Genomic DNA, 23,709 nt, shown 5'->3' on the forward strand with positions numbered 1-23,709 from the left:
TATACTCCAGTTAAAGAGGGTCTCAGGCGCGTTCAACGGCAAGGCGTGCGGCCAGACCGGCAAAGATGGCGGCAAAGCCTCGGTTCAGCCACGCCAGCACCCGTTCTGACCCGAGCACATAGTCGCGGGCGGTGGCGGCGAAAAGACCGTAGAGCACGAAGATCACAAACGTCAGCCCCATGAAGACCGAACCTAGCAGGGTCATCTCCAGAGTGGCGGATGCGGGGTTTCCACTGAGAAAGGGCGGCAGCAGGGCCAGAAAGAAGATCGACAGTTTGGGGTTCAGGATATTGATCAGAGCGCCGCGCTGGGCGATTTTCAGGCCGGGTTGGGTGGTGGTTTTTGATGTGATCGCCAATGCACCACCGGATTTCATAGCCTGCCAGGCAAGATAGAGCAGGTACAGCACGCCTGCAATTTTGACGATCTGAAACATCAGGGCTGAACTGTGCAAGACGGCTGCAAGACCAAGAGTGGCAGCGGCCAGATGCGGAAGGATACCAACCGTACAGCCCAATGCGGCCCAGAATGCGGCCTGGCGCCCCTGACCCAACCCGAGTGCAAGCGTGTAAATCACGCCGGTTCCGGGGGCGAGTACAACAACAAAAGCGGTTAGTAGGAAATGTAGGGAAATCATCAAGCGGCTCCGGGTATCAGTAATGGGTGAGCCAAGGCCTAGCACGGCGTTGGCGTTCTGTCACAGGCTTGAAAATGGTTGGGGCTGAACCTAGGCTGGCTGGCGCAACACGCGGGGGACCTTGAATTCGATATCCTCGACAGCTGTTTCCACCACTTCGACTGTCACGTTATAGCGGCTGCGGAAAGCATCGATAACTTCGTTTACCAGCAATTCCGGGGCTGATGCGCCGGCGGTGATGGCGACACTGCGGATACCCTCGAGGGCGCGCCAGTCGATATTAGTGGCACGTTGCACCAGCTGCGCGTATTTGCAGCCAGCCTTGGCGCCAACCTCGACCAGACGGCGCGAGTTCGAGGAATTGGGCGCGCCAACAACCAGCAGGGCGTCGCTCTTGGGGGCTACCGACTTTACCGCGTGCTGGCGGTTGGTGGTGGCATAACAGATGTCTTCTTTGTGGGGGCCAATGATGGCTGGAAACCGGTCGTGTAAGGCGGCCACGATGTCCTTGGTGTCGTCGACCGACAGTGTGGTCTGGGTGACATAGGCCAATTGGGCCGGATCGCGTACGGCAACTGTGGCCACGTCTTCGACGGTTTCCACCAAGAGCACTTCACCGCTGGGCAGTTGCCCCATGGTTCCAATGGTTTCGGGGTGGCCCTTGTGACCGATCATGATCATTTGCAAACCGGCATCTGCGTGGCGCTGGGCTTCGATGTGAACCTTGGAAACCAACGGGCAGGTGGCATCGACATAGACCATCTGACGGCGGCTGGCTTCGGCGGGAACCGACTTGGGTACGCCATGAGCCGAAAAGATCACAGGCCGGTCATCTGGGCAGTCTTCCAGCTCTTCGACAAATACCGCGCCTTTTTCACGCAGCCCATCAACAACAAATTTGTTGTGAACGATTTCGTGACGCACATAGACGGGCGCCCCCCATTTCTGGATCGCCATTTCAACGATCTTGATCGCACGGTCGACCCCGGCGCAGAAACCGCGCGGTGCGGCCAGATACAAAGTTAGTGGGGGCATTGTCATTGGCGTCTCCTTGCTGTGCAGAGGTAAGGCTTTCGTGCGCTCAGGTCCATAGGGGCTGGTGCTCACGGTGATGTGACTAGAGCTTCCTGTGGGGGAAGGCTGCAGAGGAGGTGAAAAAGTGACCGGAGGATCGTCGATGAAGTTTTTTGGGAGCAGTGTGGCCCTAGGTGTGGCCGTGCTGGGAGCAGTGCTGTGGAGCCAGGGCACCGTGGGCAATGCTGCGGGGGTGTTTCCGTATCAAGATGATGCGGCCGTAGCGCGGGGAGAGGTGATTTATCAGGACAATTGCGCCAGTTGCCATGGTGATCAGTTGCAGGGAGAGGCCAATTGGCGCGAACGAGATGAAGAGGGATACCTGCCGGCCCCTCCACACAACGCCAGTGGTCACACATGGCACCATGCGGACCAGCAGCTGCTAACCATAACCAGAAAAGGCACAGCGGCACTGGTTGGTAATGGGTATCGCAGCCGGATGGAAGGGTACGAGGATGTGTTGAGCGAGGCGGATCTGCTGGCGGTTTTTGCCTACATCAAGAGCACCTGGCCTGCTGAGGTTATCGCCCGTCACAATGAGATCAATAAGCAGGTGGAAAACTGAGTTTTAGCGGCGTCAATAAGGTGCACAGAGTGGCATCCATTCAGCGTCGTCTGCCTGCCCAAACAAAAAACAAGCGCCGGATTAATGCCCGGCGCCTGTTGAAATCTTAAATCGGGTCAATAGGCCCGTGTCATTTGCCTGCAAAGGCCACGTTGCGCGCTTCATCCGGGACTTCACGCGGCGGGCGACCAATTACATCTTTGAGCTCTTCGAGTTCAATGAAGTTGTCGGCCTGGCGGCGCAAGTCGTCCGAAATCATTGGTGGCTGGCTACGGATAGTCGAGACAACTGATACGCGGACACCCTGTCGCTGCAAGCTGGCAACCAGCGGCCGGAAATCCCCATCCCCGGAAAACAGCACAATGTGATCCACGCGCGGCGCCAGTTCCATAGCGTCCACAGCGAGTTCGATATCCATGTTGCCCTTAACCTTACGGCGGCCCATGCTATCGGTGTATTCCTTGGCGGGTTTTGTCACCATGGTAAAGCCATTGTAGTGGAGCCAGTCCACCAGAGGCCGAATGGGCGAGTATTCATCGTTCTCAAGCAGCGCCGTATAGTAGAACGCACGCAGCATTTTGCCGCGGCGCATGAATTCCTGACGCAATAACTTATAGTCGATATCAAATCCCAGCGCCTTGGCAGCAGCATAAAGATTTGAACCATCGATGAACAGCGCAAGCCGTTCGTCCTTATAAAACATAATATGTCCTTCCGGTATATTCTGCCCGCGCGGTGTGTTCCGTGAGTGAATGCTAAAATTGCGCGAAACAGGTAGATCTAATGTAAGTTATTTGTCATGTCCTGCAAGTGTATCAAATATATGAAATGGGGTCAAAAATGACCGAATTCCGGTCAAATGCGCTTATTGCTTTAGGGGGGAACCTTCCAACCTGCGCTGGAATGCCGCATCAGACATTGGTCGCAGCTGTTTGCGCGCTTTCAAAGTACGACCTGAGGTTGCGAGCGGTGTCACGATTCTTTCACACGCCGTGTTTTCCGGCGGGGGCGGGGCCTGATTATGTCAACGCAGTGATAGAGATCAGCAGTGATCTGTCCGCCGAAGGATTGCTAACCGTATTGCATGAGGTGGAGGCGCAATTCGCACGCGTGCGGGAACAGCGTTGGGGCATGCGAACGCTGGATTTGGATCTTATTGCGTTTTCTGGCCAGATTATGCCGGACCGTGAAACCTATGCACGGTGGCTGGAACTGCCGTTAGCCGAGCAGATGCGTGAATCTCCTGATCAGCTGATATTGCCGCACCCAAGGCTCCAGGACAGGGGCTTTGTGCTCGTCCCCCTGTGCGACATCGCCCCGGATTGGGTGCATCCGGTACTTGGTCTGTCAGCGCGTGAAATGCTCGCGGGCCTACCCAACGAGGCAGTTGTAGAGGTGCAGCCACTCTGATGTGGCAAAAGAGACGTATTCAACGCTTGTCAAGACAAAGATTCGGGCTTACACACCACCGTTCTGGATCCTTACTCATTTGGAGAGTCGCTGATGGCCCGCGTAACGGTTGAAGACTGTGTTGATAAAGTTCCCAACCGCTTTGAGCTGGTGATGCTGGCAGCCCACCGCGCCCGCGAGATCGCGGCAGGTGCGCCGATCACTGTTGAGCGTGACAATGACAAAAATCCTGTCGTGTCGCTGCGTGAAATCGCAGATGAAACACAAAGCGCTGATTCGCTGCGTGAACGTCTGATCGAGAGCAACCAGACCCAGATCGAAGTCGATGAGCCCGAAGAAGATTCGATGGCTCTGTTGATGGGCGGCGAGGCTGATAAGCCTGCTGACGATGACATGTCCGAAGAAAAACTTCTTCGTGCGCTGATGGAAGCCCAAGGACAGGGCTGAGCCGCACATTTAACTGAGGCTGCGGACCGGAAATGATATCACCTGAAGATCTGATTGCGCTGGTCCGCAACTACAATCCCAAGACCAACGAAGAGCGGCTCGCCGAAGCATATGCCTATGGCGAAGAGATGCACACGGGGCAATTCCGGCATTCGGGCGAACCTTATTTCACCCATCCAGTTGCCGTTGCTGCAATCCTGACCGAACAGCGCCTGGATGATGCCACCATCATCACCGCGCTGCTGCATGACACCATCGAAGATACCAAGGCCAACTACGAAGAGGTCTCGGAGCGGTTTGGAAACGAAGTTGCTGAGCTGGTCGATGGTGTGACCAAGCTGACCAATCTGCAGCTGTCCAGCCGGGAAACCAAACAGGCTGAGAATTTTCGCAAGCTGTTCATGGCGATGTCCAAGGATTTGCGGGTTATCTTGGTCAAGCTGGCAGACCGCTTGCACAACATGCGTACGATCAAGGCGATGCGTCCGGACAAGCAGGCCCAAAAAGCCCGCGAGACCATGGATATCTATGCGCCCTTGGCCGGTCGCATGGGGATGCAGTGGATGCGCGAAGAGCTGGAGGATCTGGCGTTTCGCGTTCTGAATCCTGAAGGCCGCCAGTCGATCATCCGTCGCTTTATCACGCTGCAGCGCGAAACCGGGGATGTGATTCACCGGATCACCGGAGATATGCGTAGCGAATTGGAAAAAGCTGGCATTGAGGCCGAAGTGTTTGGTCGCGCTAAGAAGCCCTATTCAATCTGGCGCAAGATGCAGGAAAAGGATCAGGGGTTTTCGCGGCTGTCCGATATCTATGGGTTCCGCATTATTACAGCCACTGAAGAAGACAGCTATCGCACGCTGGGGGCTATCCACCAGCGCTGGCGGGCGGTGCCGGGACGGTTCAAAGATTATATCAGCCAGCCCAAATCCAACGGCTACCGGTCAATCCACACCACAGTGTCGGGGCGCGACGGCAAGCGGGTTGAGGTGCAGATCCGCACCCGGCAGATGCACGACGTTGCGGAAACCGGCGTGGCGGCACATTGGTCATACCGCGACGGTGTGCGCACACAAAACCCGTTTGCGGTAGATCCGGCCAAGTGGATTGCCTCACTCACCGAACAGTTCGACGCTGAAGAAGACCACGACGAGTTCCTCGAAGCGGTCAAGCTGGAGATGTATTCGGATCAGGTGTTCTGCTTTACGCCCAAGGGGGATGTGATCAAGCTGCCCAAAGGGGCGACGCCGATTGACTACGCCTATGCGATCCACACCCGTATCGGCCATGCCTGTGTCGGGGCCAAAGTGGATGCGATTCGGGTGCCGTTGTGGACACGGTTGCGCAATGGTCAGTCGGTAGACATCATCACCGCCGAAGGACAAACGCCGCAGATCAGCTGGTTGGAGATTGCCACAACAGGTAAAGCCCGCACGGCCATCCGCCGTGCCCTGCGCGACGCGGACCGTGAGCGGTTTGTGAAGCTTGGGCGCGAACTTGCGCGATCAGCGTTTGAGCATGTTGGCCGCAAATCCACTGACAAGGCGCTGGAAACGGCTGCGCGTGCGTTGCGATTGGGGAATGCGCATGAGTTGTTGGCGCGCCTTGGGTCAGCCGAAATAACCGGGCACGATGTTGTGCAAGCAGTTTATCCGGATCTGATTCCGGACAGAAGCGATGAAATCTCTCCGCGTCGTGCGGTGATCGGCCTTGAACCCGGGCAAAGTTTTGAACGTGCGACCTGTTGTCAGCCGTTACCAGGTGAACGCATCATTGGGATTACCTACCGTGGTCGCGGTGTTGTGGTCCACGCTGCGGATTGTGACCATCTGAGCAATTATGAAGACCAGCCAGAGCGCTGGGTCGACGTCCATTGGCACGATGGGACACACCCTGCGGTGTACGGCGTCACCCTGGGACTGACCATTGGCAATGATGCTGGGGTGCTGGGACGAATTTGCACATTGATTGGTGAGAAAAAGGCCAATATTTCAGACCTTGAATTTGTAGATCGGAAACCAGACTTTTACCGTCTGGTGATAAACGTCGAATTGCGGGATGTAGAGCAGCTGCACTCGTTGATATTAATGCTGGAAGCTGAAAGTGATGTTGCAGCCGTTGAGCGCATCCGCGATCAAGTGGTGACGCATAGCGCCAGGCTGTAAGGCAGCAGAAGATGTGGCCTTACATTGGCCGAAATTAGGAAGGACGCAATCGTTGGTATTCAGGCGCCGGGACCGACGTTCGCCGTTACGTGCGATTGTGGATTTCATCTGGCCGCGTGGCGGCTGGGGGCGGGCGTTTCTGTATGTAAAACACCGGGTGCGCCGTTTGCCTGATTCGCCTGAGCGGATTGCCCGAGGCATTGCTGCCGGGGTATTCACCTCGTTTACCCCGTTCTATGGATTGCATTTTATTGTCGCAGCCCTGGTTGCGCGGTTGTTCAACGGCAACATCCTCGCCGCTCTTAGCGGTACCTTCTTTGGCAACCCACTGACCTATGTACCTATTGGGGTCGCGTCGTTGCAAACTGGCCATTGGTTGTTGGGCACCGAGTTCGACACGGAAGTGGACCACTCGCTGATTGGCAAGTTTTTTGGTGTCAGCAAAGATGTCTGGGATAACCTGCTGGCGTTGATTTCAGACCGCGAGGCAGACTGGCATGGGTTGCAGCTGTTCTATAACGAGGTGTTCCTGCCCTATATGATTGGCAGCGTGATTCCGGGCGTGATTGCCGCGGTGATTTGCTACTATCTCAGCGTACCACTGATCCGTGTTTATCAGCAGCGTCGTCGTTCAAAAATCAAAGCAAAGTTCCAAGCGATCAAGGCCCGTGCGCATCTAAAAAGTGATGCCTCTGTGCCCGCTAGCATGGCCAAAGCCCCGCTGCGCAAGGCGCAGTAAAATTTAGCAGTTTGCTCTTTTAGCTCTGATGTCTAATGTCGGAGAAAATGGGCTTATTAGGACTTGCAATTATGGCTGAAACTTCTTTGCGACTGGGTCTCAACATCGATCATGTTGCAACGCTGCGCAACGCACGCGGTGGTACGAATCCTGATCCCGTGCGGGCTGCGAAGCTTGCAGAAGAAGCTGGTGTCGACGGCATCACTGCGCACCTGCGTGAAGATCGCCGCCATATGGTTGATGCAGACATTGAAAACCTGATGCAGACACTTACGGTGCCTTTGAATTTTGAAATGGCTGCCACGGATGAGATGCAGAAGATTGCGCTGCGCCATAAGCCCCACGCGGTCTGCATCGTTCCTGAAAAGCGCGAAGAACGCACCACCGAGGGCGGGTTGGAAGTGGCGCGTGAGCAGAACAAGTTGAGCGACTTTATCGCGCCGTTGCGCGAGGCCGGTAGCCGGATATCGCTTTTTGTTGCCGCTGATATGAAGCAGGTCGAAGCCGCGCACCGGGTTGGTGCTGATATCATCGAATTGCACGTAGGGGCTTACTGCGATGCCCATGCCGAAGGTGATTTCAAACTACGTGACGCCGAGTTTGAGAGCCTGCGTGACATGTCTACCTACGCGCATTCCCTTGGGCTGGAGGTGCATGCTGGCCACGGGCTGACTTATGACTGCGTTAAGCCGATTGCGGCCTTTCCCGAGGTGCGAGAGTTGAACATTGGTCACTTCCTGATTGGTGAGGCGGTGTTTCGTGGTTTGACCCCTGCGGTTCAGGAAATGCGCCGCCTGATGGATGAGGCGCGGCAGTGATCTTGCTCAGCTAGCAGAGACTAACATTTGGTATCACGTATATCCCGCAGCTTTGGCGGTCGTCAGCTCATACACGTCTCTTCTGAATGCGCTGACTGGAGCGATGTACTTAGGAATATGTAGATGAAGAAAATTAGCTTACTTCGCTATTCAATGTGGCTCTTCGGCTGGCGGATGCTTTTGCCAGTTGTATTTATTGCGATTATGATGGCCATAAACGTGGATCTGTCCTCTTCGGTAACGTCCATTCTACCGACGATGATGGCTGCGATGTTCATGGGGCAACGATTTGCAAGAGATAGTGGGCAGACTGTTCCGGCCAATGATGTTCGTCGTTTTGCACTCAGGGCCACTCTGATTGGTGTCGTAGTCGAGGTTGTTGCATCGGCATTCTGGGGAGTACTGTTGGTCGGGCCTGAGTTTTTTCATGTTATCGCCTCTGTGTACTTGGGGGGCAGCATGGTTCCGATGATCGGTATTACCGTCTTCTTGGTTGCTGTTATGTACTTTGGGAATAGGTTCTTTGTTTCTATGGGAGCAAAAAACGAACTGAAAGCTGCTGCTAAACGTGCGCAGGCGCAACGGTAAACGGATTACATGATCCTTGGTATCGGAACAGATCTAGCAAACATTGAACGGATCCAGCGGACGCTGGACCGGTTTGGTGACCGATTTAAGAATCGGGTGTTCACCACTATTGAGCAACAAAAAGCCGAGCGCCGCATGGATGTGGCGGGAACCTACGCAAAACGCTGGGCCGCCAAAGAGGCCTGTTCCAAAGCACTGGGCACTGGCCTGCGTATGGGAATTGCCTGGAAGGACATGGCGGTCAGCAATCTGCGAACAGGGCAGCCGGTGATGCATGTTACTGGCTGGGCTGCCAAGCGGTTGCAGGAGATGACACCGCCGGGTCACGAGGCTGTGATCCATGTGACTTTGACCGACGATCACCCCTGGGCACAGGCTTTTGTGGTGATTGAAGCGCGGGCGATTGCCAGTACCATAGCTGAATAGGCCAGCCATGCTTGACTTACCCCGTGTCGGGCCGCATGTAGCCTCGGACCTTTTTCAGAACCGGAGAGCCTGATGGCGACCAAAGCCCAAGCCGGAAATTCGATCATTGAGACGATCAAAACCATTGTTTATGCGCTGTTGATCGCCGGTGTTTTCCGCACCCTGTTTTTCCAGCCGTTCTGGATCCCATCAGGGTCGATGAAGGAAACCCTGTTGATCGGGGATTTTCTGTTCGTCAACAAGATGGCCTATGGCTATTCCTACGCCTCTTGCCCAAGTGTAAAACTCGGTGTTGTTGGTATTGATATCGATGCGGAAGATATCTGTGGGTTCATGGATGGTGACAACACCCGCTTGTTTGGCGGCACGCCCGAGCGCGGAGACGTGGCAGTGTTTCGCCACCCAGTAAACAATACCGACTTTATCAAACGGCTGATTGGCCTGCCCGGCGACAAAATTCAGGTCAAAGATGGCGTGTTGTTCATCAACGATCAGGCTGTTGCCCTAAAGGACGCTGGCGATTTTGAGGAAGTGATGGAGCGTCAAGGACCGCAGGGCCGCTTCCCAAGATGTGAAAACAATTCGGCAGTGGGCGAAGGCGGGATCTGCAAAAAGTCGCGCCAGATCGCAACTCTGCCAAATGGTGTTGAGCACGCGATTATCAACATCGGCGATCAGTCGACGGATCACACGGGTGTTTATCTGGTTCCCGAAGGGCACTATTTCTTTATGGGTGACAACCGTGACAACTCTACCGACAGCCGGGTTCCGCAGAATGCAGGCGGTGTAGGTTTTGTCCCTTATGAAAACCTGATCGGCCGAGCAGACCGCATTATGTTCTCATCTGCCGGACGGTCTATGTTGTTCTTCTGGACTTGGCGCAGTGATCGTTTCTTCAAGGGGATCACGTGAAACTGTCCAAAGAAATGCGCGCTTTCCAGGAGCGGATCGGACATCAGTTTGCCCGGCCTGAACTGCTGGTGCGCGCGCTGACCCACGCCTCAATTTCCTCCCCCACACGCAGCGACAATCAGCGGCTTGAATTTCTGGGTGACCGGGTGCTGGGGCTGGTGATGGCAACGGCATTGCTGGAAGACGACAAATCCGCATCCGAGGGCCAGCTGGCGCCGCGTTTCAATGCGATGGTGCGCAAAGAGGCCTGCGCGGATGTGGCGCGCGAAATCGAACTTGGCGAAGTGTTGAAGCTGGGCCGATCCGAAATGATGTCGGGTGGACGGCGCAAACTGGCGTTGTTGGGCGACGCGATGGAAGCGGTGATTGCCGCTGTCTACAAAGACGCCGGGTTTGAAGCGGCACAGGCGATGATCCTGCGGTTGTGGGCCAGCCGAATTAATGATGTTGAGGTAGACGCACGCGACTCCAAGACGTCCCTACAGGAGCTGGTACAGGCAAAAGGCCAAAAACCACCCTCATATGTGTTAGTATCCCGCACCGGACCAGATCATCAGCCGGTGTTTACAATTTCAGTCCGGTTGGATGACGGCGCCGAGGCGCAGGCCACCGCAGGATCAAAACGACAGGCCGAACAGGCTGCAGCCACAGCGCTGCTAAGCAAACTGGAGCAAAAACAATGACAACTCGTGCCGGATTCGTGGCCCTGATCGGTGAACCGAACGCGGGCAAGTCGACGCTGCTAAACCGTATGGTCGGGGCCAAGGTCTCGATTGTGACCCACAAGGTGCAGACCACCCGTGCCCGTATTCGTGGTGTGGCGATGGATGGCCAGAACCAGATCGTGTTTGTAGACACTCCGGGCCTGTTTGCGCCACGCCGCCGGCTGGACCGCGCGATGGTTGCGGCTGCCTGGGGTGGCGCTGCGGATGCCGATGTGATTGTGCTGATGGTTGAAGCCCACCGGGGTATCACCGAGGGCGTTGAGAAGATTTTGGAAGGTCTGGCCGAGATTGGCGAGGGTCGCACCGTGACACTGGCCATCAACAAGATCGACAAGGTTCCAACCGAAAAGTTGCTGGGGCTGTCGCAGGATTTGAACGAACGTTACGGCTTTGCTGAAACCTTTATGATTTCGGCCGAACGTGGACATGGGGTCGAAGATCTGCGGAGTTGGCTGGGTGCGAAGCTGCCCGAAGGTCCGTGGCTGTATCCCGAAGATCAGATTGCCGATCTGCCACTGCGGATGATCGCTGCTGAAATGACCCGCGAAAAGTTGACACTTCGGCTGCATCAGGAATTGCCCTACCAGATGACGGTTGAAACCGAAGGCTGGGAAGATCGCAAGGATGGCTCGGTCAAAATTGATCAGGTGGTCTATGTCGTTCGTGATGGTCACAAAGGCATCGTGTTGGGCAAAAATGGCGAGACGATCAAATCCATTGGTCAGGCCTCCCGAACTGAACTGACTGAGTTTCTGGACCGCAAAGTGCACTTGTTCCTACAGGTCAAAGTGCGGCCCAATTGGCAGGACGAGTCCGAGCGCTATTCTGAAATGGGGCTGGACTTCAAAGACGGCAACCAGTGACAGACAAAGGGCATTCCTGCGTTGGATTTGCCCGGTCGACAGGCCGGGCGCGCCGCAGCAAGAAACGTAATGGGCTATGACGCGTCTTACCGCTGAATTCTGGGTGCACGCCTATTTGGCGCGGCTTCGGTTTCAGGAAGTCCCAGCCTTTGTGGTCTCCCATGGCGATGACACGGCGGGTGCTGTTCTGGTTAAGCTGAACACGCTGGATGGACAGGCGATTGCATTTCAGCGTTCATTTGACTTGATGAGCGGCGAACGCAAATGGGTTGAGCTGGTCAAAGGTGACGAGCGTGATGTGGATGCTTCGGTGCAGAAGCAACTAGAATTCGACCCCGATCTATGGGTGATCGAGGTCGAAGACCGGCTAGGGCGTCATTTATTGGATGAACCGGGACTGGAGTGATTACCAGCCGTTGGTTTTGAGAGAGATGTCATGGCCTGTGGCGGACGGGGCTCCACCCGCAAATTCACGCACCTTGCCCGCAAAGGTTTTGAAATAGCCCTGTGACTGTACATGAGCCAGTGTTTCAGCACTGTCCCAGCGTCCCCAGTGAAAGCGGGTTTCTTTGTCGTCAGCAACAGCAACCTGATAGTTGAACTTGTCTGCTGCAGCCGGATCGTCGTTGATGGCATCGATGAAGTCGTTCATGGCTGCTTGCCAAGCATCTTCTTCGCCGCTGTATTTGTAAGTGATGGTGATACCACGCATGTTGGACCCTTCTATTTAACTAAAATGTTAAATAGAGATAGGCAGTAAAAAGTAGCCTTCAAGAGGTATCTTGCGAATTGTTGGTGCTTGCGATCTTTTGGCGAAGTAACGTTGACCAACCTGCGGAGGACAGCCAGTGGAATGGCGTGATCATGGTATATTGCTAAGCCTGCGACGCCATGGTGAAAGCTCGGCAATTATTGATGTATTTACCGAAGAACACGGCCGTCACGCAGGTGTGGTGCGTGGTGGTACCAGTCGCAAGCAGGCACCGGTTCTACAGCCCGGTGCTCAGTTGGATGTGACTTGGCGTGCGCGGTTAGAGGATCATTTGGGGCACTATCAGGCGGAACCCTTGCGTAGCCGTGCGGCAGCGGCGCTATCTGGGCGGTTGGCGCTGGCGGGGTTGAATGCTGTAACCGGGTTGTTGTCGTTCTGCCTCCCTGAACGCGAACCCCACAGCAACCTTTATACCAGATCGGAGCAGTTGCTGGATCTGCTGGATCAGGAGGAGCTGTGGCCGCTGGCCTATCTGCGCTGGGAGTTGGCGCTGCTAGAGGACATGGGATTTGGGTTGGACCTGTCCGCCTGCGCGGTGACAGGGGCCACCCGTGGTTTGATTTATGTTTCTCCGAAGTCTGGGCGGGCTGTATCAGCCAAGGGCGCAGGGGATTGGGCGGACCGGTTGTTGCCCCTGCCGCCTGTTCTGCTGGGAGAGGGCGAGGCAACAGACGCGGAAATTGCGCAGGGGTTGCGGACCACTGGTTTCTTCCTTGAGGCCCGCCTTGCGCCCTCGTTGGGGCGACACCCACTGCCTGAGGCGCGCGGGCGGTTTGTGGATGCGTTTACTCGGCGGCTCTGAACACCAGCTCACGGCCTGCGTCGTTGCTAAGGATCAGCGTCCCGCCAGACACCTCGGACAAAGTCATGGTTTGAAGGGCTTGAAGAAAGCGACCTTCTGCGGCCAGATCGCCACAGCTCATACGGGTCACGCTTAGCTTTTGGGCGTCAAGCCAGGGATAAGGCGCATCTTGCACGGCGCTGTAGCTGTTGCACGGGGCGGACCCGCTGATAACGCCCGTTTCAGGAAACTGCAGGCTCGCCGCTGCGTTGAACGGCAGGCCATCCATTTCAGCAAGATACCAGGTTACATCAGCAGCCCCATAGGCGGCTATGGTTTCATCGCCCCGGCAGGCTGCAAGTCCAAGCCCAATCAGGCTGATGAGTCCAAGGGGGATGGGAATACGCATGGGCGTAGATTAGGCAAGATTAGTCTGCATTCAAGCCGGGTCGGGAAATTGAGTTAGAATTAGGTCGACCAAATGGACCAGAGCGTTGGAAGGCTGGCCCTGAACACTTGGCAGATCATCCAGACCAATCAGCGCGGCGTATATGAGACGGGCGTAGGGCTTTGGCGGTACCCCAGCTTCTGCGAGCAGGGTCTCGAGATACTCCAATCGCCGGAAATCTACACGATCAACAGTGTCGCGCACCAGTGGGGCCGCGCGAGCCCAGGCCCGAATGGCGCTTTCTGCGGGTTGGTTTGGGTCAAGCTCTGTTGGTTTTTCTTGGGCGAGGCGGGCCAGCATCCGTAACCGATCTCGCGGATCGGGAAGGGGGGCCAGAGCATCTATAACGTCAGTGACCGCGCGTTGCTCCCACAGCGCCATCATTGCTGCGTGGAAGCTGGGAACATCTGTGAAGTGCCAATAGAACGACCCCTTCGAGCTGCCAATCCGGCGGGCCAAGACTTCGGCCTTAAGGGCCACGGGGCCCAGTTCGGCCAGTGCATTGAAACCGGCGAAGATCCAGTCAGATTGAGAGAGGCGTGGTTTGGACATGGTAAAACCATACGCTTACGTATGGACTCTGGCAAGTCGATATGCAATCCATACGCAAGCGTATGGAATCGGAGAACGCAAATGCAGATTAATCGTAGTTATGCCGTCGCAGCCACTTTGATGGGGCTGACTGTTGGGCTTCATGTCTTTGGTGGAGGGCCGGAAATTCATGACCCGATCCGCGCCAGCGCCATGCCAGACGTGGTGCGGGCAGTTGGCTCGGTGTTATGGCACGCGGTGACCTGGATTTTAATCTTGATGGCTGTAGCGCTAGCCTGGATCAGCTACCGTCAAAATTCAGCGCTATTCGTGATGGTCATTGCCATTCAGGCGGGTTTTGCAGCGTTGTTTCTGTTTTATGGTTGGACGCTATTGGGAACAGTATGGGAGATGGGGCAGTGGACCATTTTTAGTGTCATTCCTGCCGTGATGCTTTTGGGGCACTGGCAAGAGAGGCGCAGCGTATAGGGGGGCATCACTACTGTGGTGTCTTTTCCACTGAACGGATGAGATCGGCGACCCTGTTGCCGATCGCGGTGCTGGCTTTGATAGAAGGGTGGATCATGTCCAGCGCGTGGTAGGATCTATCGCCATGTGGAACCAGATCATCCAACGACAGGAAGTGTATTCCACTGTCCAGCTCGGCGGCGCGAGAGATGCGTTGTTCCAGAATATTGCCTTCGTCGCGGCAGTGCTCGATCGGTGATCCTACTCCGGGGCTTCGAAGGTAGCCGATATAGATGACCTGTGCGCCGGTTTTGCGCAGATCCGTCAACATGCTCGGAATGGCACCTTCGCTCCCGTTCTTTGAAACCAGTCTGTCCAACCTTCGGTCACAGGCAAAGCAGCCACAGCCCAGCCAAAGATCATTGCCGCCGCCGGTGACAAGAATCCAGTCCCAATTCCCGGCGCGGTATTGCTTGTGTATGTTGAGGCCTGCACTGCCGGACACCGGCAGCTTGTAAATGATATGTGCCGCCGACACCGAGCGGTCCATAACAGGCTCGTCCAGCGCCTTGGCCACCGAATCAGGGATCGATTGAGCGCTGATATTGTTCCATGCCATCAGCGAATCGCCAATTGCCAGAATGCGCGGGGCCTGATCACCTGGCGCAGATGCAGCACAGCCAGTCAGCAACGCGAGAACGGCAAAGAGGCGGATAACAAAAGTCATGAGGTCTTTTAGCGGGAATGAGGCGCTGTGAGAACAGGTTTGAGTAGAAACAGTCTCTTTCCTGGCCAGAAAATTATGAGGTAACAAAAAAAGCCCGGCGCAAAGGCCGGGCAGATTGGGGAGATCCCCGGGGAGTATCTCGGGAGTTAGGCGAGAAGACGGCGCGCGATAACCTGTGCCTGAATTTCGGCGGCCCCTTCAAAGATGTTGAGAATTCGGGCGTCACAGAGCACACGAGAAATTTTGTATTCCAGCGCAAACCCGTTGCCGCCGTGGATCTGCAAGCCGTTGTCAGCGGCGGCCCATGCAACGCGAGCACCAAGTAATTTGGCCATGCCTGCCTCTAGATCACAACGATGACCGTGGTCCTTTTCCCAAGCTGAAAAATAGGTCAACTGGCGGGCGACCATGATTTCAACGGCCATCATCGCCAGTTTTCCAGAGACGCGGGGGAAATTGATCAATGACTTGCCAAACTGTTTGCGGTCCACAGCATATTGCATGCTGATATCCAGCGCCGATTGGGCCACACCGATGGCACGGGCGGCAGTCTGGATGCGGGCGGATTCAAAGGTTTCCATCAGCTGTTTAAAGCCTTTGCCTTCTTCGCCACCCAGCAGGTTTTCACCTTTGACCTGAAAGCCGTCAAAGCCCAGTTCGTATTCCTTCATGCCGCGATAGCCCAAGACTTCAATTTCGCCACCGGTCATGCCTTCGGTTGGGAAGGGGTTCTCTTCGGATCCTGGGGTCTTTTCCGCCAAGAACATCGAAAGCCCGCGGTGGTCGGTGCTGTCCGGGTTTGTACGGGCCAACAGGGTCATCACATGGGTGCGGGCGGCATGGGTGATCCAGGTCTTGTTGCCAGTAATGGTATAGTCCCCAGCTTCACCCTTAATCGCGCGGGTGCGCAACGATCCCAGGTCAGATCCAGTGTTTGGTTCGGTGAACACAGCCGTGGGCAGGATTTCTCCGCTTGAGATCTTAGGCAGCCAATTGGCTTTTTGCTCGTCCGTGCCGCCGCAAATGATCAGCTCAGCCGCGATTTCACTACGGGTGCCAAGACTGCCAACACCGATATAGCCGCGCGAGAGTTCTTCGGAGACCACCACCATTGATGCCTTAGACAGGCCAAGCCCGCCGTATTCTTCTGGGATGGTCAAACCAAAGACGCCCATTTCGGCCAGCTCTTCGATGATTTCCATCGGGATCAATTCATCCTTGAGGTGCCAATCATGGGCATGAGGTTCGACCCGTTCGCTGGCAAAGCGGCGGAACTGCTCGCGGATCATTTCCAATTCGTCGTCGAGACCGGTGGCACCAGTTGTCAGGTTGGCAGCCTGTTCTTGCATCAGCTCGACGAGCCGGGTCCGGGCTGCTTGGGTGTTGCCACCCTGTGTTAGCGTCATGATCGCGGGCTCCATCAACGCACGCATGTCGTCTTGGCTCAGCCCCATATCCTGCAGGCGCACCACTTCGCCCTGATTCATCTGAATGCCGCCGTAGATCTGCCAGAGGTATTCACCAAAGGCGATTTGGTGGAGCAGTTGTTCGACTTCGCCAAATTTACCTTCGCTCTGAAGCTTCTCTGCCCATTTTTGCATTTGCTGCAGGCTTTGGTGATAGGTCGCCAGCCAGGACAATCCATGCGCTGCGGTCTGGTTCTCTTCGATCAACCGCCCGGACACACGCCCGTTTTCGCTGACCATGTTGCGCACTGCGATCCGGGCGGCTTCGAACACTTTTTCAACAGGAGGAAGTGCCGCGGCGGTTTGCGTAAGCAGGTCGGAAATAAGGGTCGAGGTCATGTGCAGGTCCTGTCCGTACTGGGCGATCAAACGCAAATTGGGTGTTGTCGTCGGTGGTAATCATTTTGCAACTGCAGCGCAACAAAAATGCGCTGCACTGCGGCATTTTGGAGTAATATTGCGTTTGAAATTTGAGGATGCGGCTTTTTCCAGATGTGATAGAGGAGGTCTATGGAGACATTATTTCTGCTGATTTCCCCCCTTCAACTGGTCGCTGCCGTTGGTGTTGCTTTGCTTGCCGGCGTGATCAAGGGCATGGTTGGCTTTGGTATGCCGATGATCTTGATCTCAGGGCTTAGTATGTTCCTTAGCCCCGAACTGGCGCTGGCAGGATTGATCCTTGCGACAGTCGCCAGCAACGGAATTCAGGCACTACGGCAGGGTTGGGTTGCTGCGTGGCGCTCGGTTCAGCGGTTTCGGGTGTTCTTGCTGGTTGGCCTGGTGTTTCTGGTGTCCAGTGCGCAGTTGGTTCGGATCTTGCCGGCACAGGTTTTGCTGTTGGTTCTGGGGGTGCCCATTACGGTGTTCGCTTTCCTGCAGCTAACTGGGTTTCGGTTTCACTTGCAAAAGCCATCAACTAGAATCGAGGCAGCGGTGGGTGCATTTGCCGGTTTTATCGGTGGGTTGTCCGGCGTTTGGGGGCCGCCGACTGTGGCCTACCTGACAGCATTGGATACGCCCAAGGGGGAACACATTCGGGTTCAGGGTGTGATCTATGGTCTGGGTGCAGTGGCCTTGCTCGTGGCGCATACGGGATCCGGCGTTTTGCGGGCGGAAACCCTGCCGCTGTCGTTGGCGTTGTTACCTCCGGCGATGTTGGGCATGTGGGTAGGCGTGCGTTGGCATGACAGCATTGATCAGGCAACTTTCCGCAAGGCGACTCTGGTTGTACTGGCCGTCGCAGGGTTGAACCTGGTGCGGCGCGGTGTGTTTGGATGAAGCTGTCGGGATGTTGAAATCGGTTTCAGCTGAACGTTTGGCAATTGGTTCAATTGCCGTGTCGCTGTTGGTGTTGGGGCTCAAACTCTTGGCCTGGTGGGTGACTGGGTCTGTGGCCCTGTATTCGGACGCACTGGAATCGCTGGTCAATGTCGGCGGTGCTGCGCTGGCATTGGTTGCGGTCTGGTACGCCCAGCTGCCGGCCGACAGTGGCCACCCCTATGGGCATCACAAGGCCGAGTATTTTTCTGCTGTGGCAGAGGGTATCATGATTGTGGTGGCCGCGCTGTTGATCGTTCATCAGGCGTTGGAGGTCTTGTGGGCGCCGGACCTAAGTGACCTTGGCCCGCTCGGCCTCGTGGTGAATGGCGCCGCGATGCTGATCAATCTGGGCTGGGCAAGGGTTTTGATTGTCTGGGCACGCAGGAATCACTCTCCAGCGCTGGCGGCAAGTGGTCGCCATCTTATGAGTGATGTCTGGACCTCGGTTGGGGTGCTTGGTGGGCTGATTGTGGCCTTATTGACTGGTTGGGCCGTTCTAGATCCCGTTCTGGCAATCATTGTGGCGCTGAATATTCTGAGGGAAGGCGTCATCGTTATTAGCTCATCTGTTGGCGGGTTGATGGATTCGGCCGCTGAACCGGGCGAGCAGAAGCAAATTGAAACGATCATCCACAAGGCGGCCAATGGTGCGCTTCAGATCCATGACATTCGTACCCGACGTGCGGGGCAGGCGCTGTTTGTGGAGTTTCACATGGTGGTGTCCGCTGCGATGACTGTAGCGGCATCACACGAGATCTGCGACCGGATCGAAGCAGCGTTGCAGGCGGAGATTTCTGGAATTCACGCCACGATCCATGTCGAACCAGACAACAAACTGGAACCAGTTGGCATAAACCCTAGTTAATAGAACTTCCCATGTGTTTTCGTCCTGGCCGCGGATGTCGCGGCCAGAGTGGATGGTAAAAGGTTCTGGGGTGGAGAAATGGATAAAGTTCAAAAGGGACAATGTTTTTGCGGCGCCGTTGCAATTGAAGTGACGGGAGACCCCGAGGCTATGGGGTATTGTCATTGTGCGTCATGCCGGTCGTGGTCTGCAGGTCCAGTCAATGCGTTTACTCTGTGGAAGCCAGACGCTGTCGCTGTGACCCACGGGGAACAGCACCTGACCACATTTGAGAAAACAGAGAGCAGCCAACGCCAGTTCTGCAGTTTATGCGGGGGGCATGTGATGACCGGTCACAAGGGCTTTGGCTTGGTTGATGTCTATGCGGCCACGATACCAACGCAAAAGTTTGAGCCGGGCGTACATGTAAATTATGCTGAAACGGTTTTACCCATCAAAGACGGATTGCCCAAGATGCGCGATTTTCCTGCTGAACTGGGCGGTAGCGGAGACTTGATGCCAGAGTAGCTACTGGCCCCCGAAACGCAAAAGGCCCCGGAAATACGGGGCCTTTTGACGTGCTTCAGCGGTATCAGCTGATTGCGGCAGCTTTTACGTCGTCGTCGATGTAGGGCAGGTACTGGGTGAAATTGTCCGAGAACATTTGCACCAGCTTGGCGGCCTGCGTGTCATAGGCGGCCTGATCGTCCCAGGTCCGGCGCGGGTCCAGCAGAACCTCGGCCACACCGGGTACAGAAACCGGGACATCAAAGCCAAAGTTGCTGTCCTTGCGGAATTCGACCTCAGCCAAGGATCCGTCCAGCGCAGCGCTCAACAAGGCACGGGTGGCGCGGATTGGCATACGCGAACCGATGCCATAAGCACCGCCAGTCCAGCCGGTGTTGACCAGCCAGCATGTAGCGCCATGCTGGGCGATCTTTTCGCGCAGCAGGTTGCCATAGGCTTCGGGACGGCGTGGCATGAAGGGGGCACCAAAGCAGGTAGAGAATGTTGGCTCTGGTTCAGTCACACCACGTTCGGTGCCAGCCACCTTGGAGGTAAAGCCGGACAGGAAGTGATACATGGCCTGCGCTGGTGTCAGACGGGCAATCGGGGGCAGCACACCAAAGGCATCACAGGTTAGCATGATGATATTCTTGGGGTGACCGCCCATCGCGGTTTTTGACGCGTTGGCGATATACTCCAACGGGTAAGCGCAACGCATGTTGGCTGTCAGGCTGTCGTCCTCGAAATCCAGTTCCTTGGTTTCTTCGTCGAACACCATGTTTTCAATCACGGTGCCAAACTTGGAAGTGGTGGCGTAGATTTCGGGCTCAGCTTCAGGGTTTAGGCTGATGGTCTTGGCATAGCAGCCCCCTTCGAAGTTGAAGGTGCCGTTGTCGGACCAGCCGTGTTCGTCATCCCCAATCAAGGTGCGTTCTGGATCTGCTGACAGCGTGGTCTTGCCGGTGCCGGACAGGCCAAAGAACACGGCGGAATCAACCGGGTTGCCAGTGGCGTGGTTGGCCGAGCAGTGCATCGGCATGATGCCTTTTTCGGGCAGCAGGTAGTTCAGCAGGGTGAAAACGGACTTTTTGTTTTCTCCAGCATATTCGGTGCCGCCGATCAGGATCAGTTTGCGATCGAAATTCATCGCAATCACAGTTTCACTGCGACAGTTGTGTTTGGCCGGGTCCGCCTGAAAACTTGGGCAGTTGATAACGGTGAAGTCCGACACAAATTCATTTAGGTCTTCGCGGTCGGGGCGACGCAGCAGATGGCGGATAAACAAGTTGTGCCAGGCCAGCTCGGTCACCATACGGACATTGATCGAATGGGCGGGGTCTGCGCCACCAACCAGATCCTGTACGAAATAGTCGCGACCTTTCATGTGCTCCAGCATGTCGGCATATAGCGCGTCAAAGCCTTCGGGCGACATTGCGGCGTTGTTGTCCCACCAAATGGTGTCTTCGACACTTGCGGTTTTCACCACATGTTTGTCCTTGGGCGAGCGACCGGTAAACTTACCCGTGGTGACCAAAAAGGCGCCACCTTTGCCCAGGGTGCCTTCGCCGCGCTTTAGCGCCGCCTCGACCAATGCAGGCTCCATGAAGTTGTAATAGACATGTCCCAGACCCTCGATGCCCTGATCTTCGAGGCGGAATTGCGGGTTAACCCGTCCTAATGTCATATGTTCTTTCTCCTATGGCGGCGCGGGCGTCACTGGAGAACGCATCGTGCCGTGGGGCAATGGAAACGGCAAAGGGCCGATGGCGGTGTCCTTAACATGTTGGTTTGGGGCGTGAACAGGACGGTTTGGCGCAGTTAGCGCCATCAAGCCAATGTTTACGCAACCATTGCTTTTTAGGCAGGTGGCTGGGCGTTGTTCAGGGGATCCTAAGATATTTTTGTCTCAATTAAGACGCAAGATTGCCTCGATTCGTTAATGGGGATTGATTCGGACAGGCAGAACAGCGATGAATAGGGCAAAAAAGCAGGCAGTTCAGAGCAGATTAGGGGCACACAGATGTCAAAGATTGCATTGGTTGACGATGACAGGAATATCCTGACTTCCGTCTCGATGACCCTCGAAGCCGAAGGTTTTGAGGTTGAAACATACAACGATGGACAGGCCGCGTTAGACGCGTTCAATAAGAAACTGCCGGATATGGCCGTGTTGGATATCAAAATGCCCCGTATGGACGGTATGGATCTGCTACAGCGGCTGCGGCAGAAATCACAGATGCCTGTGATCTTCCTGACCTCCAAGGATGATGAAATTGACGAGGTTCTTGGCCTGCGTATGGGCGCTGACGATTACGTCAAGAAGCCATTCTCGCAACGCTTGCTGGTCGAACGCATTCGTGCGCTGCTACGACGCCAAGAGGCGATCAAAGGGGATGCTGAAGGCGACACACCTGTAGCAGAGACCAAGGTGATGGAGCGCGGTGAACTGCGCATGGACCCATTGCGCCATTCGGTCAGCTGGAAGGGCAAGGATGTTTCGCTGACTGTAACCGAATTTTTGCTGCTGCAGGCTCTGGCGCAACGTCCCGGGTTCGTCAAAAGTCGTGACCAGCTGATGGATGTCGCCTATGATGACCAAGTCTATGTGGACGATCGGACTATCGATAGCCATATCAAGCGGTTGCGCAAAAAGATGCGAAGTGCTGATGCAGATTTTTCAGCAATTGAGACGCTGTATGGTATCGGATACCGGTATAACGAAGACTAAGCGACCTCTAATGGTCTTGGTGGAAGGGCGCTAATGCGCGACACGGGTATGACACAGAACCAGCACGATGGTGATGTAGTTCTGGGCGACGATTGGGTCGCTCCGGAACACACTGTTGCGCAGGAAATGCAGGCCAAGCGGGCCCGCCGCAGGCTGTTTTCCTTAAAGGGATCACCGCTTACACGTAAAATCATTACCTTTAATCTGGTTGCGCTGTTCATCCTGGTATTGGGTGTTCTCTATCTGGATTCCTCACGTCAAAGTCTGGTTTTGCAACGGGCCGGTGCCCTAGTTGGTGAAGCCCGTTTGATCGCTGATGTGTTTGAGGCCCAACTCTCGGCGACTGATACCGAAAGCCTGTCCGCAGGCGATGGCATTGATACAGACAATACTCTGGCAGGGCTAAGCCTGCGCTCTGGGGTCGAAGTTTATGTTTTCGATGCTGCTGAAAATCTGATTGGCCAAACCAAGGGTGACTCGGTCAACGAGGCGCTGGAAGATCACTTGAATGGCGGTCAAACGGGAACGACCTTGATCAGTGATGGGTTGTTGGCGCTGTGGTCTGTCTTGGAGCGTATTCTGCCGTCCGGTCCTGCGGCTGAACATGACACTCTGGTAAGTCAGCTGAGCAGCATGGTTCCCCGCACTTTGTCTGATGGGACCAAGATCGAATCCATTGTTGATACTGCCGGTGGTACTGTGTTCACTGCTGTGACACCCATTTTGCGGCAAGGTCAGCCGATTGGGGTGGTTGCAGTGGCATCCCCGACGGGTGAAATCGATGCTTTTGTTCGCAACGAGCGAGAGCGTGTTTTTCAGATGTTTGTTGTTGCTTTGCTGGTTTCCGTTGGCCTTTCGCTGGTGCTGGCGTCAACCATCGCCAACCCATTGGCCGATCTGGCTGAAGCCGCCGAGCTTGGCCGCGATCGTGATTCTCGCAAAGTCCAGCCGGGTCGCATTCGTATCCCGGATCTCTCTGCCCGCCCGGATGAAATCGGTCGCCTTAGTCGGGCACTTCGCGGCATGGTCAAAGCCTTGTATAGCCGCATCGATAGCAATGAGCAGTTCGCTGCAGATGTTGCGCATGAAATTAAGAACCCTCTTGCCAGCTTGCAATCGGCGGTTGGCACAATGCGGATTGTCAAACGTGACGACCAACGCGAAAAACTATTGGAAGTGATCGAACATGACGTGCGGCGTTTGGATCGGCTGGTCAGTGATATTTCCAATGCTTCTCGACTGGATGCCGAGTTGGTGAAGGAAGAAGAAGAAAACTTCGATCTGCTGGTTATGCTGGGCAATCTGAACCAATACTTGGGCGAAGATGCACGCGGCAAAGGGATCGACTATATAACGGATCTGGCCGAGGGTCCGATTATGATCACTGGGCTTGAAGCACGGTTGGCGCAGGTTTTTGTCAACCTGATCACCAATGCGATTTCCTTCTGTGACGAAGGCGATGCAATTCGGGTCTGGGCACGACGCCGGGCAAATCGTGTGCTTGTTGTAGTTGAGGACACCGGTCCGGGCATTCCGGATCAAGCGCTTAGCAAGATCTTCAAGCGGTTCTACTCACAACGACCAGAAGAACATTTCGGCAATAATTCAGGTCTTGGCTTGGCGATTTCCAAACAAATTGTCGAAGCACATGGCGGCGTGGTTTGGGCCGAGAATATTCGCCCAACTGAAATGGACCTCACTTCGGAACCTCTGGGTGCTCGGTTTGTTGTTGGATTGCCGGTCTAGGA

28 protein-coding genes are annotated in these 23,709 nt (G+C 55.5%); 19 read left to right on the plus strand and 9 right to left on the minus strand.

Annotation, left to right across the window (positions count from 1 at the left end; translation table 11 throughout):
• Positions 1 to 22: 22 nt before the first annotated feature.
• Together FEE96_RS14585 and ispH are read right to left on the minus strand one after the other, a co-directional pair.
• A complete protein-coding gene (locus tag FEE96_RS14585) occupies positions 23 to 637 on the minus strand; it encodes a LysE family translocator (protein WP_138163859.1) in 615 nt (204 codons plus the stop codon).
• 90 nt (positions 638 to 727) lie between these two features.
• Complete coding sequence (ispH, locus tag FEE96_RS14590; protein WP_138163860.1) at positions 728 to 1,678, minus strand: 4-hydroxy-3-methylbut-2-enyl diphosphate reductase; 951 nt, start codon at positions 1,676 to 1,678, stop codon at positions 728 to 730.
• 136 nt (positions 1,679 to 1,814) lie between these two features.
• Between ispH and FEE96_RS14595 the strand changes: the two genes are divergently transcribed.
• On the plus strand, positions 1,815 to 2,276 hold the full coding sequence (locus tag FEE96_RS14595; protein WP_138163861.1) for a c-type cytochrome: 462 nt from the start codon (positions 1,815 to 1,817) through the stop codon (positions 2,274 to 2,276).
• A gap of 130 nt (positions 2,277 to 2,406) precedes the next feature.
• Here FEE96_RS14595 and FEE96_RS14600 read toward each other — a convergent pair whose 3' ends face one another.
• On the minus strand, positions 2,407 to 2,979 hold the full coding sequence (locus tag FEE96_RS14600) for a LabA-like NYN domain-containing protein (protein ID WP_138163862.1): 573 nt from the start codon (positions 2,977 to 2,979) through the stop codon (positions 2,407 to 2,409).
• Positions 2,980 to 3,116: 137 nt separating this feature from the next.
• Between FEE96_RS14600 and folK the strand changes: the two genes are divergently transcribed.
• From folK to FEE96_RS14655, 11 genes are all read left to right on the plus strand, one after another.
• Complete coding sequence (gene folK / locus FEE96_RS14605) at positions 3,117 to 3,686, plus strand: 2-amino-4-hydroxy-6-hydroxymethyldihydropteridine diphosphokinase (RefSeq protein ID WP_138163863.1); 570 nt, start codon at positions 3,117 to 3,119, stop codon at positions 3,684 to 3,686.
• 93 nt (positions 3,687 to 3,779) lie between these two features.
• Positions 3,780 to 4,133 carry a DNA-directed RNA polymerase subunit omega gene (rpoZ, locus tag FEE96_RS14610; protein WP_138163864.1) on the plus strand — a complete coding sequence of 118 codons (354 nt, stop codon included), beginning with the start codon at positions 3,780 to 3,782 and terminating at the stop codon, positions 4,131 to 4,133.
• A 32-nt stretch (positions 4,134 to 4,165) separates the two neighbouring features.
• On the plus strand, positions 4,166 to 6,298 hold the full coding sequence (locus FEE96_RS14615; RefSeq protein WP_138163865.1) for a RelA/SpoT family protein: 2,133 nt from the start codon (positions 4,166 to 4,168) through the stop codon (positions 6,296 to 6,298).
• 52 nt (positions 6,299 to 6,350) lie between these two features.
• Entirely contained in the window at positions 6,351 to 7,037 is a 687-nt protein-coding gene (locus FEE96_RS14620; protein WP_138163866.1) for a DUF2062 domain-containing protein, read from the plus strand.
• A 71-nt stretch (positions 7,038 to 7,108) separates the two neighbouring features.
• Positions 7,109 to 7,855, plus strand: coding sequence for a pyridoxine 5'-phosphate synthase (locus FEE96_RS14625; protein ID WP_138163867.1), 747 nt, complete (start codon positions 7,109 to 7,111; stop codon positions 7,853 to 7,855).
• 123 nt (positions 7,856 to 7,978) lie between these two features.
• A complete protein-coding gene (locus FEE96_RS14630) occupies positions 7,979 to 8,443 on the plus strand; it encodes an ABZJ_00895 family protein (RefSeq protein ID WP_138163868.1) in 465 nt (154 codons plus the stop codon).
• A gap of 9 nt (positions 8,444 to 8,452) precedes the next feature.
• Entirely contained in the window at positions 8,453 to 8,869 is a 417-nt protein-coding gene (gene acpS, locus FEE96_RS14635) for a holo-ACP synthase (protein WP_138163869.1), read from the plus strand.
• 72 nt (positions 8,870 to 8,941) lie between these two features.
• Complete coding sequence (gene lepB / locus FEE96_RS14640) at positions 8,942 to 9,781, plus strand: signal peptidase I (protein WP_138163870.1); 840 nt, start codon at positions 8,942 to 8,944, stop codon at positions 9,779 to 9,781.
• On the plus strand, positions 9,778 to 10,464 hold the full coding sequence (rnc, locus tag FEE96_RS14645) for a ribonuclease III (RefSeq protein ID WP_138163871.1): 687 nt from the start codon (positions 9,778 to 9,780) through the stop codon (positions 10,462 to 10,464). Before lepB ends, rnc begins: the two co-directional genes overlap by 4 nt.
• Positions 10,461 to 11,369, plus strand: coding sequence for a GTPase Era (gene era, locus FEE96_RS14650; RefSeq protein WP_138163872.1), 909 nt, complete (start codon positions 10,461 to 10,463; stop codon positions 11,367 to 11,369). Before rnc ends, era begins: the two co-directional genes overlap by 4 nt.
• A gap of 76 nt (positions 11,370 to 11,445) precedes the next feature.
• Positions 11,446 to 11,775, plus strand: coding sequence for a DUF1491 family protein (locus FEE96_RS14655; RefSeq protein WP_138163873.1), 330 nt, complete (start codon positions 11,446 to 11,448; stop codon positions 11,773 to 11,775).
• Here the strand turns inward: FEE96_RS14655 and FEE96_RS14660 are convergent, their stop codons facing one another.
• Positions 11,776 to 12,081 (minus strand): hypothetical protein, encoded by a 306-nt coding sequence (locus tag FEE96_RS14660; RefSeq protein WP_138163874.1) that lies wholly within the window; start codon positions 12,079 to 12,081, stop codon positions 11,776 to 11,778.
• A gap of 136 nt (positions 12,082 to 12,217) precedes the next feature.
• Here FEE96_RS14660 and recO point away from each other — a divergent pair, with 136 nt between their 5' ends.
• A complete protein-coding gene (gene recO / locus FEE96_RS14665; RefSeq protein ID WP_138163875.1) occupies positions 12,218 to 12,943 on the plus strand; it encodes a DNA repair protein RecO in 726 nt (241 codons plus the stop codon).
• On the opposite strand, the gene FEE96_RS14670 is transcribed toward recO, so the two are convergent.
• Positions 12,927 to 13,331, minus strand: coding sequence for an META domain-containing protein (locus FEE96_RS14670; protein ID WP_138163876.1), 405 nt, complete (start codon positions 13,329 to 13,331; stop codon positions 12,927 to 12,929). The two genes, recO and FEE96_RS14670, sit on opposite strands and share 17 nt — an antisense overlap.
• A 30-nt stretch (positions 13,332 to 13,361) precedes the next feature.
• Positions 13,362 to 13,922 carry a TetR/AcrR family transcriptional regulator gene (locus FEE96_RS14675; RefSeq protein WP_138163877.1) on the minus strand — a complete coding sequence of 187 codons (561 nt, stop codon included), beginning with the start codon at positions 13,920 to 13,922 and terminating at the stop codon, positions 13,362 to 13,364.
• Between the two features lie 81 nt (positions 13,923 to 14,003).
• Here FEE96_RS14675 and FEE96_RS14680 point away from each other — a divergent pair, with 81 nt between their 5' ends.
• On the plus strand, positions 14,004 to 14,390 hold the full coding sequence (locus FEE96_RS14680) for a hypothetical protein (protein WP_138163878.1): 387 nt from the start codon (positions 14,004 to 14,006) through the stop codon (positions 14,388 to 14,390).
• A 10-nt stretch (positions 14,391 to 14,400) separates the two neighbouring features.
• Here the strand turns inward: FEE96_RS14680 and FEE96_RS14685 are convergent, their stop codons facing one another.
• Positions 14,401 to 15,096 (minus strand): SGNH/GDSL hydrolase family protein, encoded by a 696-nt coding sequence (locus tag FEE96_RS14685; RefSeq protein ID WP_138163879.1) that lies wholly within the window; start codon positions 15,094 to 15,096, stop codon positions 14,401 to 14,403.
• A gap of 146 nt (positions 15,097 to 15,242) precedes the next feature.
• On the minus strand, positions 15,243 to 16,928 hold the full coding sequence (locus FEE96_RS14690) for an acyl-CoA dehydrogenase family protein (protein ID WP_138164026.1): 1,686 nt from the start codon (positions 16,926 to 16,928) through the stop codon (positions 15,243 to 15,245).
• A 144-nt stretch (positions 16,929 to 17,072) separates the two neighbouring features.
• On the opposite strand from FEE96_RS14690, the gene FEE96_RS14695 reads away from it, so the two are divergent.
• The 3 genes from FEE96_RS14695 to FEE96_RS14705 all read left to right on the plus strand — a co-directional run bounded on the left by FEE96_RS14695 (position 17,073) and on the right by FEE96_RS14705 (position 19,254).
• Positions 17,073 to 17,840, plus strand: coding sequence for a sulfite exporter TauE/SafE family protein (locus FEE96_RS14695; protein ID WP_138163880.1), 768 nt, complete (start codon positions 17,073 to 17,075; stop codon positions 17,838 to 17,840).
• A 10-nt stretch (positions 17,841 to 17,850) separates the two neighbouring features.
• The gene (locus FEE96_RS14700) at positions 17,851 to 18,747 is read left to right on the plus strand and encodes a cation diffusion facilitator family transporter (protein ID WP_138164027.1); all 897 of its coding nucleotides are present in this window, start codon (positions 17,851 to 17,853) and stop codon (positions 18,745 to 18,747) included.
• Between the two features lie 78 nt (positions 18,748 to 18,825).
• On the plus strand, positions 18,826 to 19,254 hold the full coding sequence (locus tag FEE96_RS14705) for a GFA family protein (RefSeq protein ID WP_138163881.1): 429 nt from the start codon (positions 18,826 to 18,828) through the stop codon (positions 19,252 to 19,254).
• Positions 19,255 to 19,318: 64 nt separating this feature from the next.
• Here FEE96_RS14705 and FEE96_RS14710 read toward each other — a convergent pair whose 3' ends face one another.
• On the minus strand, positions 19,319 to 20,917 hold the full coding sequence (locus FEE96_RS14710; protein WP_138163882.1) for a phosphoenolpyruvate carboxykinase: 1,599 nt from the start codon (positions 20,915 to 20,917) through the stop codon (positions 19,319 to 19,321).
• A 336-nt stretch (positions 20,918 to 21,253) separates the two neighbouring features.
• Here FEE96_RS14710 and FEE96_RS14715 point away from each other — a divergent pair, with 336 nt between their 5' ends.
• Positions 21,254 to 21,961 (plus strand): response regulator transcription factor, encoded by a 708-nt coding sequence (locus tag FEE96_RS14715; protein ID WP_138163883.1) that lies wholly within the window; start codon positions 21,254 to 21,256, stop codon positions 21,959 to 21,961.
• Positions 21,962 to 21,994: 33 nt separating this feature from the next.
• Positions 21,995 to 23,707, plus strand: coding sequence for a sensor histidine kinase (locus FEE96_RS14720; protein WP_138163884.1), 1,713 nt, complete (start codon positions 21,995 to 21,997; stop codon positions 23,705 to 23,707).
• Positions 23,708 to 23,709 lie beyond the last annotated feature (2 nt).

The organism is Parasedimentitalea maritima (assembly GCF_005771405.1).
GTDB lineage: Bacteria > Pseudomonadota > Alphaproteobacteria > Rhodobacterales > Rhodobacteraceae > Parasedimentitalea > Parasedimentitalea maritima.

Coding starts and splice junctions, on each gene's coding strand:
- FEE96_RS14595 (WP_138163861.1), top strand. CDS start 1,815: ATGAAGTTTTTTGGGAGCAGTGTGGCCCTAGGTGTGGCCGTGCTGGGA.
- FEE96_RS14600 (WP_138163862.1), bottom strand. CDS start 2,979: ATGTTTTATAAGGACGAACGGCTTGCGCTGTTCATCGATGGTTCAAAT.
- folK (WP_138163863.1), top strand. CDS start 3,117: ATGACCGAATTCCGGTCAAATGCGCTTATTGCTTTAGGGGGGAACCTT.
- acpS (WP_138163869.1), top strand. CDS start 8,453: ATGATCCTTGGTATCGGAACAGATCTAGCAAACATTGAACGGATCCAG.
- lepB (WP_138163870.1), top strand. CDS start 8,942: ATGGCGACCAAAGCCCAAGCCGGAAATTCGATCATTGAGACGATCAAA.
- era (WP_138163872.1), top strand. CDS start 10,461: ATGACAACTCGTGCCGGATTCGTGGCCCTGATCGGTGAACCGAACGCG.
- FEE96_RS14585 (WP_138163859.1), bottom strand. CDS start 637: ATGATTTCCCTACATTTCCTACTAACCGCTTTTGTTGTTGTACTCGCC.
- FEE96_RS14715 (WP_138163883.1), top strand. CDS start 21,254: ATGTCAAAGATTGCATTGGTTGACGATGACAGGAATATCCTGACTTCC.
- FEE96_RS14660 (WP_138163874.1), bottom strand. CDS start 12,081: ATGCGTGGTATCACCATCACTTACAAATACAGCGGCGAAGAAGATGCT.
- FEE96_RS14710 (WP_138163882.1), bottom strand. CDS start 20,917: ATGACATTAGGACGGGTTAACCCGCAATTCCGCCTCGAAGATCAGGGC.
- FEE96_RS14700 (WP_138164027.1), top strand. CDS start 17,851: ATGTTGAAATCGGTTTCAGCTGAACGTTTGGCAATTGGTTCAATTGCC.
- FEE96_RS14615 (WP_138163865.1), top strand. CDS start 4,166: ATGATATCACCTGAAGATCTGATTGCGCTGGTCCGCAACTACAATCCC.
- FEE96_RS14670 (WP_138163876.1), bottom strand. CDS start 13,331: ATGCGTATTCCCATCCCCCTTGGACTCATCAGCCTGATTGGGCTTGGA.
- FEE96_RS14685 (WP_138163879.1), bottom strand. CDS start 15,096: ATGACTTTTGTTATCCGCCTCTTTGCCGTTCTCGCGTTGCTGACTGGC.
- FEE96_RS14655 (WP_138163873.1), top strand. CDS start 11,446: ATGACGCGTCTTACCGCTGAATTCTGGGTGCACGCCTATTTGGCGCGG.
- FEE96_RS14625 (WP_138163867.1), top strand. CDS start 7,109: ATGGCTGAAACTTCTTTGCGACTGGGTCTCAACATCGATCATGTTGCA.
- FEE96_RS14695 (WP_138163880.1), top strand. CDS start 17,073: ATGGAGACATTATTTCTGCTGATTTCCCCCCTTCAACTGGTCGCTGCC.
- ispH (WP_138163860.1), bottom strand. CDS start 1,678: ATGACAATGCCCCCACTAACTTTGTATCTGGCCGCACCGCGCGGTTTC.
- FEE96_RS14630 (WP_138163868.1), top strand. CDS start 7,979: ATGAAGAAAATTAGCTTACTTCGCTATTCAATGTGGCTCTTCGGCTGG.
- rpoZ (WP_138163864.1), top strand. CDS start 3,780: ATGGCCCGCGTAACGGTTGAAGACTGTGTTGATAAAGTTCCCAACCGC.
- FEE96_RS14720 (WP_138163884.1), top strand. CDS start 21,995: ATGCGCGACACGGGTATGACACAGAACCAGCACGATGGTGATGTAGTT.
- FEE96_RS14680 (WP_138163878.1), top strand. CDS start 14,004: ATGCAGATTAATCGTAGTTATGCCGTCGCAGCCACTTTGATGGGGCTG.
- FEE96_RS14705 (WP_138163881.1), top strand. CDS start 18,826: ATGGATAAAGTTCAAAAGGGACAATGTTTTTGCGGCGCCGTTGCAATT.
- FEE96_RS14675 (WP_138163877.1), bottom strand. CDS start 13,922: ATGTCCAAACCACGCCTCTCTCAATCTGACTGGATCTTCGCCGGTTTC.